The sequence below is a fragment of the Microbulbifer sp. ABH2_005 genome, from assembly GCF_056160005.1.
This window is the reverse complement of the sequence record NZ_JBSWWI010000001.1, coordinates 736,107-754,392: the sequence shown is the minus strand read 5'-3', so window position 1 is coordinate 754,392 and position 18,286 is coordinate 736,107. Positions and strand designations below refer to the sequence as shown.

At 52.4% G+C, this 18,286-nt stretch carries 19 protein-coding genes; 5 read left to right on the top strand and 14 right to left on the bottom strand.

What is annotated here, in order from left to right; genetic code table 11:
- Nucleotides 1–540: 540 nt before the first annotated feature.
- The 13 genes from lipA to ACXAFI_RS03165 all read right to left on the bottom strand — a co-directional run bounded on the left by lipA (nucleotide 541) and on the right by ACXAFI_RS03165 (nucleotide 12,980).
- Nucleotides 541–1,524, bottom strand: a complete 984-nt coding sequence (gene lipA, locus ACXAFI_RS03225; protein ID WP_152454678.1) for a lipoyl synthase — start codon at nucleotides 1,522–1,524, stop codon at nucleotides 541–543.
- Nucleotides 1,517–2,218 (bottom strand): lipoyl(octanoyl) transferase LipB, encoded by a 702-nt coding sequence (gene lipB, locus ACXAFI_RS03220; protein ID WP_152454679.1) that lies wholly within the window; start codon nucleotides 2,216–2,218, stop codon nucleotides 1,517–1,519. The genes lipA and lipB overlap by 8 nt, the downstream gene beginning before the upstream one ends.
- On the bottom strand, nucleotides 2,218–2,499 hold the full coding sequence (locus tag ACXAFI_RS03215; protein ID WP_152454680.1) for an HP0495 family protein: 282 nt from the start codon (nucleotides 2,497–2,499) through the stop codon (nucleotides 2,218–2,220). Before ACXAFI_RS03215 ends, lipB begins: the two co-directional genes overlap by 1 nt.
- Nucleotides 2,500–2,673: 174 nt before the next feature.
- A complete protein-coding gene (locus ACXAFI_RS03210) occupies nucleotides 2,674–3,819 on the bottom strand; it encodes a D-alanyl-D-alanine carboxypeptidase family protein (RefSeq protein WP_444922632.1) in 1,146 nt (381 codons plus the stop codon).
- Between the two features lie 397 nt (nucleotides 3,820–4,216).
- Entirely contained in the window at nucleotides 4,217–5,083 is an 867-nt protein-coding gene (locus tag ACXAFI_RS03205; RefSeq protein WP_475107656.1) for a septal ring lytic transglycosylase RlpA family protein, read from the bottom strand.
- Nucleotides 5,084–5,232: 149 nt separating this feature from the next.
- Nucleotides 5,233–6,243: a lytic murein transglycosylase B gene (mltB, locus tag ACXAFI_RS03200; protein WP_444919871.1), complete on the bottom strand. Its 1,011-nt coding sequence runs from the start codon at nucleotides 6,241–6,243 to the stop codon at nucleotides 5,233–5,235.
- A 43-nt stretch (nucleotides 6,244–6,286) separates the two neighbouring features.
- Nucleotides 6,287–7,432: a rod shape-determining protein RodA gene (gene rodA, locus ACXAFI_RS03195; RefSeq protein WP_475107655.1), complete on the bottom strand. Its 1,146-nt coding sequence runs from the start codon at nucleotides 7,430–7,432 to the stop codon at nucleotides 6,287–6,289.
- Nucleotides 7,425–9,317 carry a penicillin-binding protein 2 gene (gene mrdA, locus ACXAFI_RS03190; RefSeq protein ID WP_444919873.1) on the bottom strand — a complete coding sequence of 631 codons (1,893 nt, stop codon included), beginning with the start codon at nucleotides 9,315–9,317 and terminating at the stop codon, nucleotides 7,425–7,427. The genes rodA and mrdA overlap by 8 nt, the downstream gene beginning before the upstream one ends.
- Nucleotides 9,318–9,439: 122 nt before the next feature.
- Entirely contained in the window at nucleotides 9,440–9,916 is a 477-nt protein-coding gene (gene rlmH, locus ACXAFI_RS03185) for a 23S rRNA (pseudouridine(1915)-N(3))-methyltransferase RlmH (protein ID WP_475107654.1), read from the bottom strand.
- A 5-nt stretch (nucleotides 9,917–9,921) separates the two neighbouring features.
- Entirely contained in the window at nucleotides 9,922–10,299 is a 378-nt protein-coding gene (gene rsfS / locus ACXAFI_RS03180; protein ID WP_172975429.1) for a ribosome silencing factor, read from the bottom strand.
- The gene (gene nadD, locus ACXAFI_RS03175; protein WP_475107653.1) at nucleotides 10,299–10,985 is read right to left on the bottom strand and encodes a nicotinate-nucleotide adenylyltransferase; all 687 of its coding nucleotides are present in this window, start codon (nucleotides 10,983–10,985) and stop codon (nucleotides 10,299–10,301) included. The genes rsfS and nadD overlap by 1 nt, the downstream gene beginning before the upstream one ends.
- A 33-nt stretch (nucleotides 10,986–11,018) precedes the next feature.
- Nucleotides 11,019–12,302, bottom strand: coding sequence for a glutamate-5-semialdehyde dehydrogenase (locus ACXAFI_RS03170; RefSeq protein ID WP_475107652.1), 1,284 nt, complete (start codon nucleotides 12,300–12,302; stop codon nucleotides 11,019–11,021).
- Nucleotides 12,303–12,404: 102 nt separating this feature from the next.
- Nucleotides 12,405–12,980 (bottom strand): LON peptidase substrate-binding domain-containing protein, encoded by a 576-nt coding sequence (locus tag ACXAFI_RS03165; RefSeq protein WP_475107651.1) that lies wholly within the window; start codon nucleotides 12,978–12,980, stop codon nucleotides 12,405–12,407.
- A gap of 195 nt (nucleotides 12,981–13,175) precedes the next feature.
- Here ACXAFI_RS03165 and ACXAFI_RS03160 point away from each other — a divergent pair, with 195 nt between their 5' ends.
- Nucleotides 13,176–13,457 carry a peptidylprolyl isomerase gene (locus ACXAFI_RS03160; protein ID WP_152454689.1) on the top strand — a complete coding sequence of 94 codons (282 nt, stop codon included), beginning with the start codon at nucleotides 13,176–13,178 and terminating at the stop codon, nucleotides 13,455–13,457.
- Between the two features lie 243 nt (nucleotides 13,458–13,700).
- On the opposite strand, the gene ACXAFI_RS03155 is transcribed toward ACXAFI_RS03160, so the two are convergent.
- A complete protein-coding gene (locus tag ACXAFI_RS03155; protein WP_475107650.1) occupies nucleotides 13,701–14,447 on the bottom strand; it encodes a 3'-5' exonuclease in 747 nt (248 codons plus the stop codon).
- A 368-nt stretch (nucleotides 14,448–14,815) separates the two neighbouring features.
- On the opposite strand from ACXAFI_RS03155, the gene ACXAFI_RS03150 reads away from it, so the two are divergent.
- Genes ACXAFI_RS03150 through ACXAFI_RS03135 form a run of 4 tightly spaced genes read left to right on the top strand, consistent with a single transcriptional unit; the run spans nucleotide 14,816 to nucleotide 18,235 of the window.
- On the top strand, nucleotides 14,816–15,841 hold the full coding sequence (locus tag ACXAFI_RS03150) for an amino acid--tRNA ligase-related protein (RefSeq protein WP_475107649.1): 1,026 nt from the start codon (nucleotides 14,816–14,818) through the stop codon (nucleotides 15,839–15,841).
- Complete coding sequence (locus ACXAFI_RS03145) at nucleotides 15,838–16,728, top strand: hypothetical protein (protein WP_475107648.1); 891 nt, start codon at nucleotides 15,838–15,840, stop codon at nucleotides 16,726–16,728. Before ACXAFI_RS03150 ends, ACXAFI_RS03145 begins: the two co-directional genes overlap by 4 nt.
- Nucleotides 16,729–16,770: 42 nt before the next feature.
- A complete protein-coding gene (locus tag ACXAFI_RS03140) occupies nucleotides 16,771–17,778 on the top strand; it encodes a S66 family peptidase (RefSeq protein WP_475107647.1) in 1,008 nt (335 codons plus the stop codon).
- The gene (locus ACXAFI_RS03135; protein WP_475107646.1) at nucleotides 17,771–18,235 is read left to right on the top strand and encodes an HIT family protein; all 465 of its coding nucleotides are present in this window, start codon (nucleotides 17,771–17,773) and stop codon (nucleotides 18,233–18,235) included. The genes ACXAFI_RS03140 and ACXAFI_RS03135 overlap by 8 nt, the downstream gene beginning before the upstream one ends.
- Nucleotides 18,236–18,286 lie beyond the last annotated feature (51 nt).

Genomic DNA, 18,286 nt, shown 5'->3' with positions numbered 1-18,286 from the left:
CGCAAAATAAGAGTGAGCTTAGGGTTCTGCTATCTACCTCTCCCCTAAAAAGTGAAGTGTTTTATCCATATACACTCGCTCTAAATAAAAAAATTTCCTCAATACTGCCTAAACATTTCACCAAACCTCTATCCGCAAACCCAGTGTACCGCTCCCGATTAGGGGAAAGCCTCTTCTCAGCCTTTAACTGAACCTAAAGATTTATACTTAAAAAATAGTAAAAAATGCGGGAAACCAATTAACCTTCATGGTTGCTTGAGATAGGGATACTGCTTAAAAAGATGGGCGAATGCCTCCAACACGCATCACCAGCACTGCGGATCTTTACCTTTTTCCACTGAAAATAAATAGGGTATCGTGAGTGAATAATTCCACAACAATCAAAAAAATTTTTTTGAGCTGGAAGTAACTGCCGAAGCCTTCAATATATTGAAAAAATGTATACGGCGGAATTGAAAAGATAAAAGTGAGGGGAAACTAAATTAGATATATAAAATTATTAAAAAGGGGAAGCGCACTGCGGTCCCCCTTAATTCAACTTTAACTCACCTTCTCTCCGTGAGCCTGCTTATCCGCATGGTAAGAGGAACGCACCAGCGGGCCGCAAGCGGCGTGCTTAAAGCCGATTTGCTCGGCGTAGCGGCGGTATTCATCAAACTCATCGGGGTGAACATAGCGCTGCACAGGCAAATGTTCCTTACTCGGCTGTAGATACTGGCCGATGGTGAGCATATCAATATCGTGCTCGCGCATATCGTCCATTACCTGGAAAATTTCTTCCTTCTCCTCACCCAAGCCCACCATCAAACCAGACTTGGTCAGTACATCCGGGCGGCGTTTTTTGTATTCCTGCAACAGCTTTAAGGACCACTTGTAATTAGCACCTGGGCGGGACTCGCGGTACAAGCGTGGCACAGTTTCCAAATTATGGTTGAATACATCCGGTGCCTGCTTTTCAAGGATATCCAGAGCGATGTCCATTCGTCCGCGGAAATCCGGGGTGAGGATTTCCACTTGTAAGTTCGGGGATAGATCCCGTGCTTCGCGAATACACTCGGCAAAATGCTGAGCACCGCCATCGCGCAGGTCATCCCGATCTACCGAGGTAATGACAACGTAGCGCAGACTCATCGCGGCAATGGCCTCCGCCAGATTCTTGGGCTCTTCCGGATCCAGAGGATTGGGCTTACCGTGGCCAACATCGCAGAAGGGGCAGCGGCGGGTGCAGATTTCCCCCATGATCATAAAGGTGGCGGTACCGCCACTAAAGCACTCGCCCAAGTTCGGACAACTGGCTTCTTCACATACCGTCGAGAGCTTTTGAGAGCGCAGAATACTCTTGATACGATCCACCTCTTTAGAGGCCGGCACTTTTACCCGGATCCAATCTGGTTTACGCAGCACGGTATCACTGGCAATGACCTTGACCGGAATACGCTCTACTTTATCGCCATCACGCAGTTTTTCCCCCTGCTGGAGGCGGCGGGTGCGCTTTACCGGCACCAGATCGGGTTTATCAGCCATTACTCAATTCCTGCTGTTCCGCGCTCAGTTGCGCCAATACGTTTTCTTCTAACGGCTGCCACTCCGCTGGGGGCAGCTCCAAAGTGCACAGTAACTCACGCACAAAATTCTCAGCTACCTGTTTCCAGGTAGGGACCTGCGGCAACAGCTCGGCCATTTGCACCATTTGCATGCCGGCATAACCACAGGGGTTGATTCGAAGGAAGGGGGCCAGGTCCATATCGATATTGATGGCAATACCATGGAAACTACAGCCACGGCGTACACGCAGCCCTATGGAGGCAATTTTGTTGCCACTGCGCGGCCCTTCTAGCAGATAAACCCCTGGTGCATCGGCGCGGGGGGCGGCCGCAATCCCAAAGGTGGCCAGCATCGCTACGGTGGCCTTTTCCAGGGCAGTCACCAAATCGCGTACGCCAATTTTGGCGCGGCGCAAATCCAACAGTGGGTAGACAACCAGCTGACCGGGGCCGTGATAGGTCACCTGGCCACCGCGGTCTACCTGTACCACCGGAATATCGCCGGTATTCAACAGGTGCTCCGCCTTGCCGGCCTGCCCCTGGGTAAATACCGGTTGATGCTCCACACACCAAATTTCATCCGCGCTGTTTTCATCGCGAAGGTCGGTGTATCGAGACATGGCGCGCCAGACAGTCTCGTAATCCCGCCGGCCAAGGTTGCGAACAATGGCCATCAAAGCACCATATGTACCGCGGGATGAACTTTCAGCTCTTCAAAGAGGGCTTTGAGCTGATCCTCACCGGTAGCGAGGATAAAGAAAGTCATAGAAGTAAACTTCCCCGTGCTGCTATCACGCAGGGTTATGCGCTCTTCATCCAGGCCTGGGGCATGGCGGCGCATGACTTCCAGCACGAACTGGTGCGCTTCTTCATTAGCGTCACGCACTACTTTGACCATATAGTCTTCGCAAGGGAATTCTATCTTCGGGGGATTCTGATTGGGATCTTGACTCATACCACTCTCCGGGACCGGCCTATAGACATAGAGAAAAGCTTAGGTGCAGCCGGGCGGCGATTATACAGCGAGCGCAGAGCAGTGGACAGGGAATGGCGGAGGAACTGGTCAGAGATGCGGGCGAGCCGGCCAGGGAGGCAATCTTGCCACCCCTAGCCAGTCAATTGAGCAAATTTAATTGAAAAAGCCCATGACAAAGCGCTTGATGGAGTCCCACATACGCTTAAAGAAACCGGCGCGATCAACCTCTTCCGCAGCGACTGCTTTCACATCGGCAACCGTCTCGCCATCGAGAGTCACAACGACCTTACCAACTGGCTGGCCTTTCTCGACCGGAGCTTCCAGCTCACCGTCTACGATCAGATCCGCCTTGATACCCTCTTCACCACCGCGGGGGATAGTGACAAAGATATCCTTCTCAACCGCGATGCCGACGCTGGGCTCTTTACCGCCCCAGACACGCTCGCTCTGCAGAACTTCACCCTGACCATATACCTTGTGAGTCTGGTAGTAGCGGAAGCCGTAGGCCAGCAACTTCTGGGTTTCTGAGGCGCGCTTTTCATCGCTATCGGTGCCCACCACAATGGCAATCAGGCGCATGCCACGTTTCATTGCAGAGGCCACCAGGCAGTAGCCGGCCTCTTCGGTATGGCCAGTTTTGATACCATCCACGGCGGAATCACGCCACAGAAGACGATTGCGGTTGGGCTGGTTGATACCGGAGTAGCTGAAATACTTCTCAGAGTAGATATCGTAGTGCTCGGGGTGGTTGGTGATCAGCGCACGCGCCAAAATACTCAAATCGCGGGCAGTAGTCATATGCCCTTCTGCCGGCCAACCGGTGGCATTGACGAAGTTCGTATTTTCCATACCCAGAAGCTCAGCCTGCTGGTTCATCACCTCGGCGAAAACTTCTTCACTACCAGAGACATGCTCAGCGAGGGCGATACTGGCGTCGTTGCCGGACTGGATAATCACGCCGCGCATCAGGTCCATTACCGGAACCTGGTCGCCAACCTTAACGAACATCTTCGAGCCGCCCTTGCGCCAGGCTTTCTCAGAGATACGCACCTTGTCGTCTTCTTTGATACTGCCTTTGATCATCTCTTCCGAGACAATATAGGCCGTCATCATTTTGGTCAGACTGGCGGGTGGAACCTCTTTATCAGCCTCGTGTTCTACCAACACCTGGCCGGTATTGGCATCCACAAGCAGGTATGAGGTGGCTGCCAGCTGAGGCGGAGCCGGAATGAGTGATTGCGCCTGGGCCAGGCCCGCACAAAGCAACAAAAAAGAGCAGGCGATAATCCGTGTGATCATAGGTGAGAGTCTCATTAATCCTCGTGTTCGTTGGCTGGCTGTTAACCCATTACTTATTTTAAGCGATTAATTCACGGTATAGGTTTGTCACCAAATGCCGCGAGCCAGTAATACATACAAAATACAAGAAAATTCGCGCCAGTGCGCAGTATTTTGTGAACGGCCATTCTTGTGACCGTCGAATCCAGTAGTGGTCACTTACCGCCGGGTAAAGGCCCTGCACCACATCTACAATTTAAGACTGGTTGCATAAGGCCTTTCAATAACCTGCATAACTTTCAATAACCTGCATAAATAGTACAGCTCTAAAAATTACAGCTGACTATGCATGGCAGCAGTACATCTCTACAAGCGTGAATATTCACCGCTCAGACCGCTCATTTTTCCGAGCAAGACCTTATTCGTACACTATCTGGGGGTCTCCCAGTTGATTCCCTTGCACCGCTTCCCGCGCATTGGCCAGGGCTCGCTGCTGGGAAATCGGCCCTATACGCACCCGGTAAAACTGCTTGCCACTGCGCTCAACCGGACTGACAAAAACAGGATAGTCAATTGCTGCCGCCAAGTGAGCTCGAACTTTCTCAGCTTGGGCTGGGTTACTGTACGCCCCCACCTGCAGGAAAGTATTTTCCGGCAGTCGGATACTCGTGTCCTGCGGCAGACCACCGCTGACATCGCCGGCCAAAAGAGTTTCAGTGACGGGCGGCAGAGTGTTGGGGTCCAGCGCCTCCACTTCGACACGGGCAACGCCCTTATTCACATAGCCCAACTTCTGAGCGGCGGTATAGCTCAAGTCAATAATTCGACCGTGGACAAAGGGGCCGCGGTCATTGATACGCACAATAATACTGCGCCCATTATCCAGGTTGGTCACCTTGGCGTAACTGGGTAAAGGTAGAGTTTTGTGGGCCGCGGACATGGCATACATATTATATATTTCGCCATTGGCAGTGCGCCGACCATGAAACTTGGTGCCGTACCAGGAAGCCTTGCCACGTTCTTTATAGCCTTTGACCGCATTACGCACGTGATAGGTAACACCGTTGACCTTGTAGGGAGTTTTATTCCCGGCAGGCCCAATTGGCTCACGCACTGGTGTGGGTTCCGGTGTGGCAAGCATATTCACCGGTTTAGCCGGGCCGCTATCTTTGACCTTGTCGAAGTCTCGTTCGCCCTGTTTGGCTGGCTTGATTTGCGGGCCGCCACAAGCGACCAAAAACAAAGCGGCGAGTAAAAAGACTCGCCGTATATTGCGCTGAAACATAATCCCCCCGGCGCGCGGCAGCTCTAGGCTACCGTCTCCCAGCCGCTGTTATCTATGACTGCTCAGTGAAACAGAAAAATTTCGATTACGACTACCGCCATTAGTTCCCCAATTCTGGCAAATTTTCTCGGGGATTATTCGTGTATTAATTAGCTTTTTCCGCCACGTGCCTTGACGATTTCCTGGGCCAACTCATTCACTGCCATGGCGTAGAGGCGACTGCGATTGTAAGTGGTAATGGTCGAGAAGTTATTGAGCCCCAGCCAATACTGTTTGCCCTGCTCTGTCTGCAGGGAGAAAACGATCGCGGGCATTTCCGGCGCAACCTGACTGGTCGCGTTAAAGCCCTTTTCCGCTAATTCACCCACAGTCCACTCGGGCTGCAGGGTATCGTTGACAATGGTCATATCCGCATTGGGGCGCGGGTTGGCCAACACCGTGGTTGGTTCGCCAGGTTTCCAGCCGTGCCTTGCCAGGTAGTTGGCGACACTGCCGATCGCATCGGTGGTGTTGGTCCAGATATCCACCTTGCCGTCTTCACTGAAATCCACCGCATAGGCGCGATAGCTTGAGGGCATAAACTGACCAAAACCCATGGCGCCCGCATAGGAGCCCTTCAGTGCGAGGGGATCCATACCCTGCTCGCGAGTCAGAAGGAGGTAATTTTCCAGTTCCTTGGTGAAGAATTCAGAGCGACGAGGATAATTGAAAGCCAGGGTGGAGAGCGCATCTAATACCCTGTAGCCCCCCATGTTGCCACCGTAGCGGGTTTCAATGCCGATGATCGCAACGATCATCTCAGCTGGCACGCCGTATTTTTTCTCGGCCTCCGCCAGCGCTTCAGCATTCTTATCCCAGAAATCCACACCACCGGCAATGCTCTGCGGTGTCAGGAAAAGCTTTTTATATTCATACCAGGGCTTGGCCTTTTCCGCGGGACGCTTGATCGCCTTGAGGATGGAGTCCTTGCGTTTGGCATTACGCATCAATTCCTGCATCTCTTTGCGGTCAAATTGATGCTCTTGCACCATATATTCCACGAACTTTTGCGCATCGGCATTATCGCCATGGCCGGGCTCCTGCGCACAGGCTGCCAGTACCAGCCCCATTCCAATCAAAAGTCCCGAGGTCCACTTCAAAACCACCGCTCCTATCTTCATCTCGCGTCTCTACATCCAGTTTTTTATTTACGCCGCATGTCCACTAAAAATGCACCCTGCGTCGCTCGGTCCCTACGGCCATGAGAATACCGAATCCCGCCATCAAGGTAATCAGTGAGGTGCCACCGTAACTGATTACTGGCAAGGGTACCCCTACCACTGGCAACAATCCCGTAACCATACCAATGTTTACAAACACATAGACAAAAAAAGTGAGGGTTATACTCCCCGCCAGCAGGCGCCCAAACAGATGTTGCGCCATAAAGCTAATATAGATACCGCGGGCAATCACCAGCACATAGAGTAAAAGCAGCAGTAAAACACCGCGCATTCCCCACTCTTCCGCCAGCACCGCGATAATGAAGTCGGTATGACTCTCCGGCAGGAAATCCAGCTGCGACTGCGTGCCCTGCAGATAGCCTTTGCCATAGATCCCCCCGGAACCGATAGCGGCTTTGGAATTAAAAATATTCCAACCGGCCCCGAAGCGATCGTCGTTGGGATTCAGCAACGTCAGGATACGCTGGCGCTGGTAGTCCCTGAGCCCCCACTGCCAGATTGGCCAGGCGGAAACCACCAAGCCCATGGCCGCTGCTCCAATCATTTTCCAACTCAACCCGGCCAAATAAAGCGCAAACAGGCCAGAGGCAGCAATCAGGATAGAAGTCCCCAGATCTGGCTGGCGCACAATCAAAGCGGCCGGAATCGCCACAATGGCCAGGGCCCCTATAACAGTCACAAGAGATGGGGGTTGGGCACGCTGATGCAGGAAAGCCGCCACCATCATCGGCACCCCCAATTTCATCACCTCCGAGGGCTGGAAGCGAAAGCCGGCAATCTCCAGCCAGCGCTGAGCGCCCTTGGCGCCGGTACCAAAGAGCAACACTCCCACCAATAGGGCACACCCCCCTAGGTAAGCCCAGGGAGACCAGCGCCGGTAAAAATCCAGTGGGATTTGCGCAACAATAAACATGCCGGTAAAAGCCAGACACATAAAAATAGACTGGCGTCGCACGTAAGTCATATCGCCGCCAGAGGCACTGTAGAGCACCCCTAGCCCCACTGCGGCCAGAACCAGCAACAGCACCAGTAGCGGCACATCCATATGCAGCCGCCGCGCCAGGCTCACCGGTTTTCGAAGGCTACCGTGGGCATCGGACAGCCGGTGGGAAAAATCTCGGCTAGCCATTATCCGCCCCCTCAAACAACCTGGTTTCCTGTGCCGTCTTCTGCTGGGTGTCCGGGCGCGGCACCCACTCGGCAAATACTTCACGAGCCACCGGCGCCGCCACTTTGCCGCCGCCCTCGCCGTTTTCCACCAGAACGGCCACTGCGATTCGAGGCTCATCCACAGGCGCAAAAGCGACAAATAAAGCGTGATCCCGATGACGCTCTGCCAGAGCTTCTGAGTCGTAGCGCTCCCCCTGGGCAATGCCCACCACCTGGGCGGTACCGGACTTACCGGCAACACGGAAATTCAGCCCTTTGCCGGCACGTTTACCGGTACCATTACTGTGGTTTACCACCGCTTCCATTCCCTCAAAGACCAGGTCCCAATTCTCCGGGCGCGCCTCCAGGTTATGTAAAATTTCCGCGGGTTGTTCCACACCGTTGATGCTTTTCACCATCTGTGGGCGATAGTGAGTGCCGCGGTTGGCGATGGTGGCAGTCATCACCGCCAGCTGCAGAGGTGTCGCCAATACAAAGCCCTGCCCCAGTACCGCATTCAGGCTATCACCAGGAAACCAGGGCATACCTCGCGCACCGCGCTTCCAGTCCCTTGAGGGGAACAGGCCCGCACGCTCCATAGGCAGATCAATACCCGTCTTGGAACCCAAACCAAAGTGGGTAGCCATATCGTGCATGCCATCGATATGCCAGCGGTGGGCCATATCCCAGAAATAGACGTCGCAGCTCTGCGCCATAGCCTGAATCAAATCCACTTTTTCTCCATGCCCCCAGCGCACATGGTCGCGGTACAGACGCGGATCATTGGGTAGCTTGTAGAATCCCGGATCCTTAATTTTGGTATCTCGGGTGATCAGTCCAGCCTCGAGCCCCCCTAATCCCATCAACGGCTTCAGAGTCGAACCCGGCGGGTATTGGCCCTGCACGGCACGGTTAAAAAGGGGCACATCGAGGGAGTCGCTGAGGGCGCGATAATTGGCAAAACTGATCCCGGTCACAAACAGGTTGGGATCGAAGGAGGGTTTACTCACGAAGGCCAATACGCCCCCGGTATTCACATCGATAGCGACAACCGCACCGCGTTGGTCGCCCAGGGCATCGGAGGCCACCTGCTGCAAATGGGCATCCAGATGCAGGCTCAGGTTCGAGCCAGGCTTGGGGTCCTGGCGTTCCAGCACCCGCAACACCCGCCCGCGTGCATTGATCTCCACATTTTCATAACCCACTTCACCGAGCAGGGTTTTCTCATAGGAGCGTTCCAGCCCCACCTTGCCGATACTGCGGGTACCGCGGTAGAGGCGCACGTCCTCTTTGGTGAAATTGCTCAGGTCGCGATCACTAATACGCCCCACATAACCGACACTGTGGGCAAACAGATCCCCCAAGGCGTAGTAGCGCACCGACTCGGCTTCTACGGAGACCCCGGGCATACGGAACTGGTTGACACTGATACGCGCGATTTCCTCTTCACTCAGGCGAAATCTCAGAGGTATCGGCTCAAACGGACGGCGGCGTCCCAGGCGCTTGCGAAATTTGGCCACGTCGCTGTCGTCGAGGCGGATCAGGTGACCAATCAATTCGAGGGTCGCGTCCAGGTCCTTCACCCGTTCGCGCACGATGGAGAGGTTGTAACTGGCACGGTTATCGGCCAGCAGAATTCCGTTGCGATCGTAAATCAGTCCGCGAGTCGGGGCGACAGGACGCACCTGGATACGGTTCTCATCGGACTGGGTGCGGTAGTCGTCGTAATTAACCACCTGCAAGTTATAAAAACGCGCAATCAAAACTCCCAGCAGTGCAATCACCCCTACAATGGCCACCAACATACGGTTGCGAAACAGTCGCTGTTCCGTGTGCGGGTCCTTGAGGTGATGATCGTGGGGCATTGGCGTTTTTTAAACGATTATGACTGGCGCGGGAAAAGACTAATTCGGACTACATTACCACAGCGAGCGCGCGGAGAGAGAATCCCAGTTGGCAAATCTCTCCGCACTTGGTCGCAAATGTCCTATTTGTGATAGGGATGGCCGGCAAGCAGTGTCCAGGCGCGATAGATTTGCTCAGCCAAAACTACACGCACCAGAGGATGCGGCAGGGTCAAAGCCGACAGGGACCAGCGCTGCTGTGCCCTGCTCAAGCAGTCTGGAGAGAGCCCATCCGGGCCACCAATCAACAGGCTGACATTTTCCCCCAACAGCTGCCAGTCGCGCAGCTGATCGGAAAGTTGCTCTGTGCTCCAGGGCTTACCTTTAACATCCAGTGCCACCACGTGATCGCGCGGACCAAGGGCGGCGAGCATTGCCTCGCCCTCTTTCTTGCGCGCCTTTTCAATCAGCGCCGCAGAGCTTTTCTGGCCCCGCTGCCCCAGAGGGATCTCCACCATTTCCAGGGCAATTTCACGGGGCAGGCGCTTGGCGTATTCGGCATAACCCTCTTGTACCCAATTGGGCATTTTGCCTCCGGCTGCGAGGATGCGTACCTTCACCCTAATCAGCCCTGGTGGGGATCGCTGCCATCCGCCTCGTCGCGGGTATTCGGTGTCATAGACCAGAGTTTTTCCAGGTCGTAGAAATTCCGTACGTCTGCCAGCATTACGTGCACCACCAGGTCGCCGTAATCCACCAGTACCCATTCGCCCTGTTCTTTGCCCTCAACACCGATCGGGCGCACGCCCTCTTTCTTGAGTTCATCGACCACATTGTCTGCCAGCGACTTCACCTGACGACTGGAGGTACCGGTGCAGATCACCAGGTTGTCCATCACATCGGAGAATTCAGAAACATCCAAAGCAACAATGTCTTTGCCCTTGAGATCTTCCAGAGCGTTCAGCGCGATATCTTTAATATTTGTCATAACACCTTGATTCATTACTGGTCACCATTGGTGACCGATTCTGTATAGAGTTGATGGTCTTCAATATATTGCAACACAGCTGCTGGCAGCAAAAAGCGCGGCGATTGGCCGCTACCCAGCAGCTTGCGAATCTGTGTGGCGGAAATTGGCAACAGGGTTTGCTCGCGCAAAACCAGGCGGCCGTAAGCGTGCTTGTGTAAATCGGCCACAGTGCCGGAATGCTGCTGTAGTATTTTCGCCAGTTCAGCATTACCACCAGGCTCACCCACTTCCGGCAAATGCCAGCCGGGTCTAGTCACCACGACCAAGTGAGCTAACTCCAGCAGCCGATGCCAGCGATGCCAGCGATGCAGGGTCAACAGGGAATCGGTGCCCATACAGAAACTGATGGACACTTGCGGCCCCAATTCCTTACGCAGTGCTTCGAGAGTATCCACCGTATAGGTATCACCGCCACGCTGCAGTTCCTGCTCATCCAGCTGTAATTCATCGCAACCCGCCAGCGCCAATGCCAGCATTTCACTGCGCTGACGCGAGGAAACACCTGGGCTCTGTCGGTGACGGGGCTGGTGGCTGGGTAGCAGACGCATTTCATCGAAATCCAGAGCCTGGCGCAGCTCCAACGCCATGCGTAGATGGCCAAAGTGCACCGGATCGAAAGTGCCGCCAAATAAAGCAATGGTCTGCCGCTTAGTTGCCAAAATTACCTCTTTGTTGGCTGCCGAACCCGGATATTATCGGCGGATATGCCCGTCACCGAACACGATCCACTTCTGCGAAGTGAGCCCCTCAAGCCCCACCGGTCCGCGGGCGTGGATTTTATCAGTACTGATACCAATTTCCGCCCCCAGGCCGTATTCAAACCCGTCGGCAAAGCGCGTGGAGGCATTGACGATCACCGAACTGGCATCCACTTCGGCGAGAAAGCGACGGCTACGGCTGTAGTCCTGGGTCACAATGGCCTCGGTATGGCCTGAGCCATAGCGGGCGATATGGTCCATGGCGCCATCCATATCCGCCACAACACGGACAGCAAGAATTGGCGCCAGGTATTCCTCACTCCAGTCGCCATCACTGGCGGCGTTGATCTGCGGCAGTATCTCGCGAGTGCGCTCACATCCACGCAATTCGACGCCCTTCAGCGTATAAGCCTCGGCCAGGCGCGGCAGCATTCTCTCGGCAATGGCCTCAGCGACCAATAGCGTTTCCATAGCGTTGCAAACGCCATAGCGGTGAGTCTTGGCATTCAAGGCAATTTCAAAGGCCTTCTGCTCGTCAGCAAGATCATCGATATAAACGTGGCAAACGCCGTGCAAGTGTTTGATCACCGGTACACTGGCCTCGCGGCTGACCCTTTCGATCAAACCGGTGCCACCACGCGGCACAATCACATCCACATAGTCGGGCATGGTGATTAGGGCGCCCACCGCAGCGCGATCGCTGGTATCCACCACTTGTACCGCGGTTTGCGGCAAGCCCACCTCAAGTAAACCCGCACGGATGCAGGCAGCGATAGCCCGATTGGAGTTCAGTGCCTCACTGCCGCCACGCAAGATGGTCGCGTTGCCGGATTTCAAGCAGAGACTGGCCGCATCGATAGTCACATTGGGGCGGGACTCATAAATAATGCCCACGACACCGAGGGGGACGCGCATTTTGCCCACCTGAATTCCGCTGGGGCGATAGCATAAATCCTCAATTTCCCCTACAGGGTCCGGCAGATCGGCCACCTGCAGCAGGCCTTCGATCATACCGTCGATACGCTCATCATTGAGTTCCAGTCGATCGAGCAGCGCCGCATCCAGACCGCGCTCGCGTCCGGCCTGCATATCAGCCGCATTGGCCTCGGCTAACTGAAGGCGCTGGGCCTCAAGCTCAGCGGCTATAGCCTTGAGAGCACGATTCTTGGCCTCGGTATCGGCGCGTGCCATCACGCGAGAGGCCTCGCGGGCAGCTCGGCCCATTTGTTCGAGCTTGTCGCGGGTGGATTGCTGATCAGTGGTAGCAGTCGTGGTCACTTGGCTCTCCGTGCGAAATCCGGTCGGCCGCGCAGTATACCCCAGCGGCCGGGGGTTTAAACGGCATAAATATGGAGCTGCAGGAGGATTGTTACAGTCGGGTCACTCCCGGCTCCAACGATCCAGGTTCTCGGCGATATTGGCGAGACGCGCTAGCGGATCTTCCAAACCCAGCAGATCCACCCTGGCTTTATCTTCAAGAGGTAACAGCTGGGCCAGCTGCCAGGACAGCGCATCGGCGGAATCGACATTATCAAACTTGAGCGAGAGGTCCTTAGCGCGCTCCTTTAACTCCTCCAGCACTACCAACAGGCCATCGCAATCGGCAGGTATCGGCCGGGGTGTGCTGTCTGGCAACCACTCCACATCGCCGAGCAAAAGACCGTCCTCAGCGCGCTCGGTATGATTTATGCGGAAACGCCGCCGTCCCACCACCTGCACATGCAGCAGCCCCTCCTCACCCTGACTCCAATCGACAATATGCACGTAGACCCCCAGGGGCCAAACAGAGGCATTACCCACCTCCCCGCCAGAGCGAATCAACACCACACCAAAACCGCTCTCACTTTTTAGGGATTCGCTGACCAGATGTAGATAGCGCTGCTCAAAGATACGTAGTGGCAGGGCAACCCCTGGATATAGAGGCACACTCAGGGGAAAAAGGGGAATCTGTTGCAAAACGCTCTCTCGTCGGCTGTGTTTGAACACTAAAGATACCATTGCCAATAGGCTCACCGAGATGACTGATGAGACGTTTTAACGCCAATCCGGCAAACTGAGACCTAAATTCACCCGTATCCCGACAATTGTCGGTGGCAAGAGCGGCTTGCAGCCATTAAGCTGCAGCGGTTTATCAACGAATGGAGACTATTCATGCCCAAAGCAACAGCCCGCCATATCTTGGTTCAGACTGAAGACAAGTGCCTGGAATTGAAAGACCAGATTGAGAATGGCGCCGATTTTGGCAAAATCGCCGAGCAATTCTCCCAGTGCCCTTCCGGCCGTTCCGGCGGTGACCTGGGCGAGTTCAGCAAGGGTATGATGGTACCGGAATTCGACAAGGTCGTTTTCTCTGAGGAACTGCACAAGGTACACGGTCCAGTGAAAACCCAGTTTGGCTACCATCTGCTGGAAATCACCAGCCGCCAGGATTAATTGCTAAAGCGCAATTAGCCCAAAACCATCAAGCGCCGGTTAGCTCAGTGATTATTGCTGACTGGTTGGCAAAAAATCCGGAATCCCTCCAAGGACTCCGGATTTTTTTATATTTCTGCCCGCCGGTGCCTGCAAACTACTTTGCCGTACCAGAAGAGTACCGGGTATTACTAGCACCTGATTGCATCATTCCCGCAATTGGAGGTTGCCCACAATAGGAGTTTATAGAATCGAGACCAGCGTTTATATCTTGCGTAAAACGCTTTCCCTAAGCATGGCATCGCACCCCAAGAGCTGAGCGATATTTCGACTATCATCTAAGCCTGAATGCTGCCTACCTTTAAATTCAAGCCCCTCCAGCTGAAGAGCCCTGCCGAGGCCGACGCTCTGCCCCCTTTTCCGAGAGAATAGCTCTTTGATGTTTATATGAGGCAAATACTCCAAAGGATTAGACAACACCTTGGCACCCGTCTCCATTTGTATTTGCTCAGCATCGAATGCACCCCAGCTTCCCCATGCAGATAAATCATAGAGAGAAAGCCAATCACTAAACAATTTCAATACCTCTGCCAAGGGCGGCGCACGATCAACTTCGCCCTGAAGAATCCCAGTTAAGTCAGTACAAAATGAGGTTAACTTGCTGTGAATCGAAGGACTGACGTAAAACTGCCTTTCATCCAAGATGAGAAATGAGTCTCCTGACAATTTAGCAACAATGGCGCCCAGCTCGATAATCTCCATCTCTTCACGCGCTATAGCAGGTGCATCATTACAGGTACATTCGAGATCGACGATTAGAATTGATACCTGGCTTTCCATTAGAAATAATGATTTTTTTGACATACCTATAAGTAAAAGAGGATACAACCGTGCCTGCAGACTCAATATCAAAATACTGCCAATAGATGAACTTGAAAATAGCTTTAAAACGCCGAGTATTTCTTCAGCCCAAAGCACTAAAAAAATAAGCAGCCGACAATAGTATTGCAACCTGACAAGAATACTTCCGACTCAAACTGCAGGCCCCCTTTACTCATCGCAATACTCCGTCTTCCCTTTCAAGGGGGTCATCATTTTTTGACTCATTAGAGAGTTAAGCGCCCATCGGCAATCAAAACTTACTCCATAGCCTTTCGCACTACAAAGTGAAAATCCCGCATTCTAATGCCCGCAACTCATACAGCAAGACTATAATTTTCCCCTTGATGAAAAGGAAAAACTGTCTACTCAGCAGCGCGATCTTTTACAAAAAATGTAACAGAAATATTCACTAAACTTGGCACACCGCGGCAACACACAACCAACACAGCAAACTCAATATCGTGTCGCAAAATATTTTTCTTTATGGAGCCGGGAAATTGGACACCGACAACCGTATAAATAGCTGGCAACCACCAGCGTTAGCGGACCCAGCCAGATATTTAAAGCTGACAGATAACCCCTGGTTTAACCTATTGGTAGATCTGCAAGACATCATCACCCGAGAAACCGCAGCATTCTGGAAAAAACGGGGCATTGGAACCGTTCACCTGCCAGTGACCACGGGAAGTATCTCGAGCCCAAATGGGTTGGGCAGCGATTCAATGCCTGTTCGCATTCAAATGGACGGCCATGAAACTTATTTGGCCGACTCTATGCAGTTCCACCTGGAGTTGTGCTGCCGAATGAAGCCTCAGGGGGTTTATTACTTGATGCCCTCTTTCCGCGGGGAGGACTGGGATACCACGCATTTATGTCAATTTATGCACAGCGAAGTAGAAATAAACGGCGGACTGCACGATGCCATGGCCCTAGCCGAAAGCTATATCCGCTCACTCTGTAACGCTATCCTCGCTGAACAGGCAGAACCTGTTCTAAATGCCGCCGGCGGCTTAAATCACCTAGAGGAATTGGCCTCAGGCAAGTTGGAATTCAAAGAGATTACATTCGACAAAGCCGCCGATCTACTTCGCGAAAAGCCTGGTTTGATAGAGTCAACCAAATACGGGCGACATTTAACTCGAGGGGGCGAGAGGGAGCTGATTAAAACCATTGGGCCTTTTGTCTGGGTTACCAAATGGGATCACGGTGTTGTTCCTTTTTATCAGGCGCTAGATAAAGATGGACACAAAGCGCTAAACGCTGATCTCCTATTCGGCTGTGGAGAGGTAATAGGTTGCGGTGAACGACATATCGATCACTTGGCCACACTCGAAGCCATGCAGGCCCACGGCATAAATCCAGAGCTTTATGAATGGTATACAAATATGAAGCAACAATGCCCAAAGCGAACGGCTGGATTTGGTATGGGCGTGGAACGGTTTCTTCTGTGGGTCCTCAATCATGACGATATTCGTGATCTTCAGATCTTACCCCGTCGAAACGGATTCGAATTGACACCATGAATTCACTGGATGGCCAATCTCCAATTGGTAAAACCCTAGATCACAGCGACAACTTTACTTCGGAAAAAAATACCCAAAAAATCCCGAAGCACTTACGTCCTATGTTTTTATTTGTAAATTCATGGATTGAGGAACAGGAGCGGCCGTTAACGGTATCTATTGGTGGAAGTATTGTTTCCTGTGAGGCCGATGTTTTTAGCGATCTAGACTTTACATTTATATTCTCCTCTAATCTTGCACGCGATATGGCCAAGATTCACTTCGAGCAATCGCTTAACAGACATTTTTCAATTTCAGTATCCTTTACCGCAGAACACGCAGGACTACCCAACCTACTTGTGTTCTACTCAACAGATAGCAACTGGGTAGTAAAGCTCGATGTGAGTTTTGAGACTTGCGTTGGGCCTCATTATTCCATTCCAGCACCACAAATTTTTTTGCGCAAGGATATACCGGTCCAACTCAGCAAAAAAAATTACAACACCCCATTATCTGTGGAATATATATTGCGACGCTACTGCGGGTGGCTTTGGTTTACTCATACGAAAATCAAACGTGGTGAATATTTAGCCGCTTGTGACTCCCTCGCTTTCACACGTAAACACGCAATTGTTCCATTAATCCAAATGGCCACGGGTACCAATTTACAAGGCGATAGGAGATTGGAAGAGCGATTACCCACTAGTTGGGTGGAGCAACTTCACCAGTCGCACCCCACAAGGCTTACGGAAGAAGATCTTCAGTCCAGCCAATTGACTCTTCATCAAATTTTCTTACGCGCACTTAAAGGAGCCAGACAGAATCACTTACTTATTAAGAACCCGCAGTACAAAAAAATTATCGACATTTTACGGCAGCAAGGATTATCCCTTGACTGGCCAAACTAAGATCTGCAGCACCCAACCCATACCGTCACTTGTGTTGATAATATGACTATTGCGTTTCGCCCTCGCCTCACACCTGGAAAGGCAATCGCTGTTTTCTCACCGTCTTCCAATGCGGCAAGTAAATACCCAGTCCGCTTGCAGCAAGGTATTAAGTCCCTAGGTGCCGCGCTGAATGTCGAGGTTGTACTACCCACACAAGTCACTTACTCAACGGGATTTACCGCCGGGAGTGCAGCACAACGCGCACAAGTCCTAGAGGATTTATTACTGGACGATTCTGTTACAGCGATCATTTGTGCAATCGGTGGTTTTAATTCAGCAGAGATATTAGAGCACCTGGATGCAGAGGTCGTTCGCCGTCACCCTAAAGTGGTTGTTGGCAATAGTGACGCCTCCGCCCTACTCCTGGGCATCTACGCAATGGGTGGCTGGATCACCTACTTTGGCCCAGCAGTTTTACCGCAGTTTGGTGAATACCCTGATCCATTCCCTTTCACAGTTCACAACCTGCAAGCCGTTATATCCAATGAAACCGACCTTACAGAATTAGGTGATCCAAGGGCGTGGACTCAGGAATTTGCAGACTGGGGAAAGAATCCCCGTCAGCGACACTTGAAGACAGAAGGTAGTCAGCGGATTGTTTATCGAGCAGGTAGTGGGAGTGGCATATTATTTGGTGGGAACATTGAAACTCTCAACATGCTGATTGGAACTCCATACTTAAAGGTTCCAATGGATAGTATTTTTTTTTGGGAAGCACATGCTGAAGAGGCTCGCCTCGAACGAGTCCGACGGGCTTTAACTCACCTTCGCCAATCTGGTGTGCTCTCCCATGTTAGAGCCATGCTAATCGGCCGCTCCCCCCGATGTATAGAAGTTGCGGAGCTAACCTTAAAGGACATCGTACTTGAAGCCTGTGAGGATTATGATTTTCCGATTATTGCCAACCTAAGTTTTGGCCACACAGATCCCATGCTCACCCTGCCAATAGGAGCGGAAGCCTATGTTGTAGCAGAACAAAGGAAAGAGGCTCGTATCACCCTTGTCTAATCTACCCTCTAAACAATCAGACTGTCCCTGTGGATATTGCCTTAACAGTTCAGAGGAAAAATCGCTGTTTACTGTTTTCAAGAATGACTGTGCCATAGCGATGGTACCAGAGCGACCCAGAATTCCAGGCAATGTGGTAATTATCCCCTATATTTATCACACTGACTTTACCTCTCTGAGCAAAAAGGAGTTTCACGGATTATTTCTCTGTGTCCGCGAAGCCACGCTAGCGGTGGAAAGAGCTTATGACCCTGACGGCACAAATGTATGGTGTGACTGGGGTGATATCACAGGCCGATCTTATCAGCACTTGGTCTGGGAAATTGTGCCGAGAAATGATCGTAAGGAAGGGAGAAAATATCGCTATAAAGATATTCATTTGTGCCCAAAATGGACACAGGCACAACGTGAAGAAGAGGCAACACGGCTGAGAGAAGCCCTTCATCACTCAAGATAATTTCTATACTTTTTTTTAGATTTCAGAATAGCTCCTCGGTATCTTTAGCTG

What these genes read in the sequence shown, in the direction of transcription:
- mrdA (WP_444919873.1), bottom strand. Translation starts at nt 9,317, where the DNA reads ATGCCCCACGATCATCACCTCAAGGACCCGCACACGGAACAGCGACTG.
- ACXAFI_RS03205 (WP_475107656.1), bottom strand. Translation starts at nt 5,083, where the DNA reads ATGTTTCAGCGCAATATACGGCGAGTCTTTTTACTCGCCGCTTTGTTT.
- ACXAFI_RS03145 (WP_475107648.1), top strand. Translation starts at nt 15,838, where the DNA reads ATGAATTCACTGGATGGCCAATCTCCAATTGGTAAAACCCTAGATCAC.
- ACXAFI_RS03210 (WP_444922632.1), bottom strand. Translation starts at nt 3,819, where the DNA reads ATGATCACACGGATTATCGCCTGCTCTTTTTTGTTGCTTTGTGCGGGC.
- lipA (WP_152454678.1), bottom strand. Translation starts at nt 1,524, where the DNA reads ATGGCTGATAAACCCGATCTGGTGCCGGTAAAGCGCACCCGCCGCCTC.
- ACXAFI_RS03215 (WP_152454680.1), bottom strand. Translation starts at nt 2,499, where the DNA reads ATGAGTCAAGATCCCAATCAGAATCCCCCGAAGATAGAATTCCCTTGC.
- mltB (WP_444919871.1), bottom strand. Translation starts at nt 6,243, where the DNA reads ATGAAGATAGGAGCGGTGGTTTTGAAGTGGACCTCGGGACTTTTGATT.
- lipB (WP_152454679.1), bottom strand. Translation starts at nt 2,218, where the DNA reads ATGGCCATTGTTCGCAACCTTGGCCGGCGGGATTACGAGACTGTCTGG.
- rodA (WP_475107655.1), bottom strand. Translation starts at nt 7,432, where the DNA reads ATGGCTAGCCGAGATTTTTCCCACCGGCTGTCCGATGCCCACGGTAGC.
- ACXAFI_RS03140 (WP_475107647.1), top strand. Translation starts at nt 16,771, where the DNA reads ATGACTATTGCGTTTCGCCCTCGCCTCACACCTGGAAAGGCAATCGCT.
- rsfS (WP_172975429.1), bottom strand. Translation starts at nt 10,299, where the DNA reads ATGAATCAAGGTGTTATGACAAATATTAAAGATATCGCGCTGAACGCT.
- ACXAFI_RS03160 (WP_152454689.1), top strand. Translation starts at nt 13,176, where the DNA reads ATGCCCAAAGCAACAGCCCGCCATATCTTGGTTCAGACTGAAGACAAG.